At 65.9% G+C, this 5,489-nt stretch carries 5 protein-coding genes; 4 read left to right on the plus strand and 1 reads right to left on the minus strand.

Features of this window, described 5'->3' with window-relative positions:
* Nucleotides 1-135 precede the first annotated feature (135 nt).
* On the plus strand, nt 136-903 hold the full coding sequence (locus AB1609_14705) for a methyltransferase domain-containing protein (protein MEW6047709.1): 768 nt from the start codon (nt 136-138) through the stop codon (nt 901-903).
* A 5-nt stretch (nt 904-908) separates the two neighbouring features.
* On the plus strand, nt 909-1,955 hold the full coding sequence (locus AB1609_14710; protein MEW6047710.1) for a WYL domain-containing protein: 1,047 nt from the start codon (nt 909-911) through the stop codon (nt 1,953-1,955).
* A gap of 190 nt (nt 1,956-2,145) precedes the next feature.
* Here the strand turns inward: AB1609_14710 and AB1609_14715 are convergent, their stop codons facing one another.
* Entirely contained in the window at nt 2,146-3,015 is an 870-nt protein-coding gene (locus tag AB1609_14715) for a hypothetical protein (GenBank protein ID MEW6047711.1), read from the minus strand.
* Between the two features lie 464 nt (nt 3,016-3,479).
* Here AB1609_14715 and AB1609_14720 point away from each other — a divergent pair, with 464 nt between their 5' ends.
* Both AB1609_14720 and AB1609_14725 read left to right on the plus strand, forming a co-directional pair.
* The gene (locus AB1609_14720) at nt 3,480-4,853 is read left to right on the plus strand and encodes an MFS transporter (protein MEW6047712.1); all 1,374 of its coding nucleotides are present in this window, start codon (nt 3,480-3,482) and stop codon (nt 4,851-4,853) included.
* Nucleotides 4,837-5,489, plus strand: a 653-nt coding sequence (locus AB1609_14725; GenBank protein MEW6047713.1) for a hypothetical protein, incomplete at its 3' end; no start/stop codon positions are given. The genes AB1609_14720 and AB1609_14725, both read left to right, overlap by 17 nt.

Here is a 5,489-nt window from a genome sequence, read left to right on the forward strand (position 1 = left end):
CCGGTGGCCCGTCGCGCCAGGCAGGCGGCGGCGTGAAGTAGTGAGCCGATAGGGCGGGCAAGCAGGCCGGCGGTCCGGCTGTCCGTCCGGCCGGCAGGCAGGCGCGCAGGCGAACCAGTCTGGGGGTTGGAGCGCATGGAAGCGGAACAACGGGTCCGGGCGTTTTTTACGCAGCACGCGCAGGCGTACGCCGTCAGCACGAGCCACCGGCAGGGGGCCGACCTGGAGATGCTGCTGCAGCTCCTGGAGCCGGCAGGCGGCCAGCGGGCCCTTGACGTCGCCACCGCCACGGGCCACACGGCCTTCCGGATTGCCAGGGAGGTGGCCGAGGTGGTCGGGCTCGACTTCACGCCGGCCATGCGGGAACCGTTCGAGAGGCTCGCGCGGGAGCAGGGCATCCGCAACGCGCGGTTCGTGGTGGGGGACGCCCAGCGCCTCCCCTTCGCCGGCGGCACCTTCGACATCGTCACCTCCCGCCGGGCGCCGCACCACTTCCCCCGCGTCGAGGGGGCGATGGCGGAGGCGGCTCGGGTGCTGAAGGCCGGCGGGCGGCTCGGCATTGCGGACATGGCGCCGCCCGAGGATCCCGGAGCGCTTGCCCTGCACGAGGCGCTGGAGAAGGCCCGGGACGGTTCGCACGTGCGGGCCTACACCGCGACCGAGTGGCGGCGCCTCGTCGAGCAGGCGGGGCTGCGCCTCGTCCGGCTCGATGTCGAAGAGGAACACATCCCCTGGGCCCGGTGGCTTTACCCCGTGGCGCCTGACGGTCAAGAGGCGGCCCGGGCGGAGGCGATCCTGGCGGGAGCCTCTCCCGAAGCGGCCGCGAAGGTGGTGGAGGAGCACCCGGACGGCCGGCGCTTCGTGAAGCGGCGGGTGGTGCTGGTGGCCGAGAAGGGGCGGTGAGGCCCGTGGCCAGCGGTGGGCGGGGAGTAAGGAGCAAAAGGCCACGTACCCGGGGCTGGCGGACAGAGAGCAAGGTCGAACGCCTGCGCCTGATCGAGCGGGAGCTGATCGGGGCCGGGAGGCAGGGCCGCCGGGCCGAGGAGATAGCCCGGGCGGTGGGGGTGTGCCGCCAGACCGTTTACCGGGATCTGGAGCTGCTGCAGAGGCTGGAGATGCCTCTCTGGAATCCGGCCCGAGGGCGCTGGGCCGTTCACCCGGAACGCTACCTCGGCACTCTGCGCCTAAGCACCCACGAAGCGGTGGCGCTCTTTTTCGCCGTGCGCCTTCTGGCGCGCACCGCCGACGAGCAGAACCCCCACGCCATCCGCGCCCTGCGCCTGCTCGCCCGGCTCTTCCCCGAACCGGTCCAGACGCAGGCCCTCCAGGCCGCCGACCAGCTGGCGCGCCGCCCGCCGAACGCGGAGTTCGTCAACGCGCTCGAACAGCTCACGATGGGCTGGATCCACCGGCGCAAGGTCGCCTTCAGCTACCAGGCCGCCCGCGGCCGGCGCCCGCATCCCTACGTGCTGCACCCGTACTTCCTCGAGCCCGTCGGGCCGAGCCTGGCGGCCTACGTGCTGGGCTACGAGGAGTCGTACTTCCACGCCGTCCTGACGCTGAAGCTGGAGCGCATCCGGAGTGCCGTGATGCTGGAGGAGAGCTTCCCCGAGCCGGACGACTTCGATCCGGTCAAGGCGCTGGAGACGGCCTGGGGCATCATGTGGTCGTCCGAGACGACCCGGGTGAAGCTGCGCTTCTCGCCCCGGGTGACACGGCGTGTCAAGGAGAGCCAGTGGCACCCCTCCCAGCGCATCGAAGAACTGCCCGGCGGGGGTTGCTTGCTCACGCTCGAGGTCGGCAACACCCTGGAACTCCAGCCGTGGATTCGCTCGTGGGGCCCGGAGGTCGAGGTGCTGGAGCCGGCCGAACTCCGCGAGGCGGTGGCCCGGGAGGCTGCGGCCACGGCGGCGCTGTACGGCGTGACCGTCACCGATCAGGTCAGCGCAAGCTGAAACACGGCGCCGGAGGTGTCAATCACCGCGGCCAGCTTTTCCATACCCCCTCCACCTTCCGCTTGAAATCCTTGACTTCCTCGTCGGACCAGCTTCCGGCCAGTTGCCGGATCTCCTCGATTATCCTCATCGAGAGCGGGCGTGTTCCCGCTCCTCCGGTAGTTCAATGGTGAGCAGCGGATAGTCGCCGTCAGGCCGCGATCGTACCGGAAAGCCCACCGGGCGGGCTGACCAGGCGCTGCAGGAGCTTCAGGTTGAACGCCTGGTGCCTCGCCAGCGCCGGATCGGCGCCGGGCAGCGGCAGCCTCGGGGCGTACTCTCCGCAGACGTCCGCCCCCGTCAGCTCACGCTCGCTCGCCAGACGTGCCACGAGCCGGAGCAGTCGGTCGCCCTCGATCTGGCCGTCGCCCCAATTGCCCGGGAGTTCGTCGGGGCGCACCACGTCCTTGTCGATGGAGAGGTAGACCGGCCCGCCTCTCACGAACTCCAGGAGGTCGCCGGCCACCGCCTCCTGGTCGTCCTCGAGGCTCAGCGTATCGCCCGGCCAGCCGGCCGAACGAAGCTCCTCGGCCGTGGCGCGCAGGACGGGGTAGACGCGCAGCCTGCCGGAGCGTGCGGCCGGGACGACGGCGTGGAGAACCGGCGCCTTCAACAGCCCCCGGGAGGCGAGCGACCCCACGCCGACCAGTGCGACCGCTCTCACGTGGGGCATCGCAAGGACTTCCGGAAGCCAGGAGCCGCAGTGCAGGTACCCCACAGGGGCGATGCTCCAGTCGGGGTGCGCGTCGAACACCACCACGGCAGGCCGGCTGCCACCGGCCCTGAGGCTCAGCAGCAGCGCGGCGCTCAGGTGGTGGTACTCGCCTGCGCCCAGCAGCACGGCGGTGCCGGCGGCGCTCGCAAGCTGGGAGGCGAGGACGGGCAGGTCACGGTAGGGAAGGAAGTAGCGGAACAGCCGCGCCGGCGGGCGCGTCTCGACGAATCTGGGAGCGTACAGCCGGAGAACGCGCCCCTGCCACCTCACCGCGTCGTCGGTACCGACCACCGTGACCCCGCGCAACACGGGTGGCTCCCCTGCCTTTGCCTCCAGTCTACCACGCCGCTACCCGGGGGTATCACCCGCGAGCCGTTGGGCTGCGGTGCAGGTGTCGGTGACCATCCATTGGTCGGGCGCTTGGCCGCCGCCCTGTAATATCCAAAAACGCAGGCTCCATGGTCTTCTCTGCTTAGCTTCAGAAATTGGGATGGTTTTCCACATGATTTACTCGGAGTCATAGTAAATATAACGCTTACCAAACTATAGTCCTGATAGAAGGAGATTGTATGTGTGCCTGGAACCATCCTCCAAGTATCACTGCGATGTTGTCGACACCGGAATTGGGGCATCGATGCGTGGATTACTCTCCAGAAGCTCTTGACTCAAGAGCAGCATGCGGAGTTGCAAGAGATCTACCGCCGTGAATTCAGGCGGCTGCCCCATCCCATCCTCGGTTCTCCCGAGAAGGAGTTACTCGGAGCCCATTCATGACGAGCAGGCGCCCACAACATAGCTATAGAGCCTTATTCGTTCAAGTCTCGGAGTTCAAATGGCTCTGGTCAGCTAGAGCAATTTCAAACCTTGGAGATGCAGCGCATTTCGTAGCCTTGCTCTGGCTCGCTTCACAGGCCCCCACCGCTTCTCGTGGGGTGGGGACCATCGTTTTCGCTCTCACTACGCCGGCCGTTATCGTTGGCCCTTTCATCGGCGGTCTTGTTGACCGCACAAATCGTAGGAAGCTGCTCCTCACGGCGGATCTCGTGAGAATATTCACTGCGGCTTTTGTCCCATGGGCTTATAGAGCCCTAGGGCTCGAAGGGTTATTTGTCCTGGCGTTCGTGCACTCGCTGTTTGGCGTGACGTTTTCTGCGGCGCTTGCCGCATCTATCCCGGAGTTGGTTGGCACCCGGTGGCTGATGGGTGCAAACGGCCTTTTGGCGACAACAGCACAAGTCGCGCAAGTTGCCGGTTCGGGGTTAGGGGGACTGCTGGTCGCCCAAGTAGGCCTTGTCATCCCGTTTTGGGTGGACGCTGTCACATTTGCGATTTCTGCCAGCTTCATATTTCTGGTGCCATCGAGGTCGTTCGAGGTCGCCAACCCAGGACCCCGGAGTGCCTATTTGGAAACGCTGAAAACAGGTCTTGATTTTGCCAGGTCTCGTTACCCGGTGCTCCTCATGATCGTGATCGGTACCTTCGCCACAGTTGGGTTCGCACCTGCGCCGGTGGCACTGGTAGCACTAGCGCGCGATGCGTTACGGGCTGGTAGTGCAGGCTACGGACTTCTTCAAGCGCTTATTACAGTGGGATTGGCCCTCGGGGGAATTCTCGCGAGCCAGATTCCACCAGGGTGGTCCAAGGCTACCATTATGGGACTCGGCTACGTAGCGATGGGTACTGCGACGGTCGTGCTGGGTTGGGCACCCTCGCTTGTTGTAGCTGGGGTTACAGTAGTTCTGAGGAGCGGCTTCAACTCCATCCTGTCGGTTGCCGGGATCTCGCTTCTGCAAGAGCTTGTGCCCAACGAAGCCAGAGGCAGGGTGTTTACGCTAATGAGTGCCATTCAGGAGATACCCAGAGCTGTTATCGTGCCCCTATCTGGCCTGTTAGTTGATTTGGTAGGGGTGTCAGCTGTGTACGCGGCGATGGGTGTTCTGTCCGTGGCCACGGTAAAATCCGCAGAAGTGGCCACGAAAAAACCGCATGAATGGCCACGAAAAAACCGCACGTCTGGCCAGGTAGGAGAAATGCCCGCCCCTTCGTATCGGCTCCGCTGGGACAGCCACCCAGCCGGATCCGGCGAAGGAGCGAGCAAACCTGATCGGACAAGAGTTGGTGATTGTTTTGCGGCATCTGCGTGAGCACGGGTTGAAGAAGGTTCAGGTCGCAGAACGCCTCGGGATCGACCGCGACAGCGTGGCCAAATACTGGGACGGCCCTGTGCACCCCGTCGAGGCGCCCCGCTACCGCCAGCGCGCCCGCAAGATCGACCGCTACGCCGAGTATATCACGGCGCGGCTGGCCCGGTGGCCGGAGCTGACGGCCGAGCGGCTCTACCAGGAGATCCGCCAGCAGGGCTATGGGGGCTCGCGCCGCAGCGTGCGCCGGTTCGTGGAGCGGATCCGGCCGCATCCGGTGCGCGAATACAAGCCCATCGAGACCCTACCCGGTGAGCAGGCCCAGGTGGACTGGGGTCACTTCGGTACCCTCGTCGTCGAGGGCGCTCGGGTACGGCTGTACGCCTTCATCTTCACGCTCTCGTGGTCGCGCGTGCTCTACGTCGAGTTCATCCCGTCGCTGTCCATGGCCACGCTGGCGGGGTCTTTGCACCGGGCCTTCACGTACATCGGCGGGGTGCCTCGCACCCTGCTCTTCGATTATGTTGACCGGAACATAATCGCACTTATGTGGCCGGCATGGTTATGTGGCCGGCGGCGATGGCGCGGCTGTGAACACGCGGATCCACAAGCCAGCCCCGCCCCGGCCGGCCACATAAC

Source organism: Bacillota bacterium, assembly GCA_040754675.1.
Taxonomy (GTDB): Bacteria; Bacillota; Limnochordia; order Limnochordales; family Geochordaceae; genus Geochorda.

Coding starts and splice junctions, on each gene's coding strand:
- AB1609_14720 (MEW6047712.1), top strand. CDS start 3,480: ATGACGAGCAGGCGCCCACAACATAGCTATAGAGCCTTATTCGTTCAA.
- AB1609_14705 (MEW6047709.1), top strand. CDS start 136: ATGGAAGCGGAACAACGGGTCCGGGCGTTTTTTACGCAGCACGCGCAG.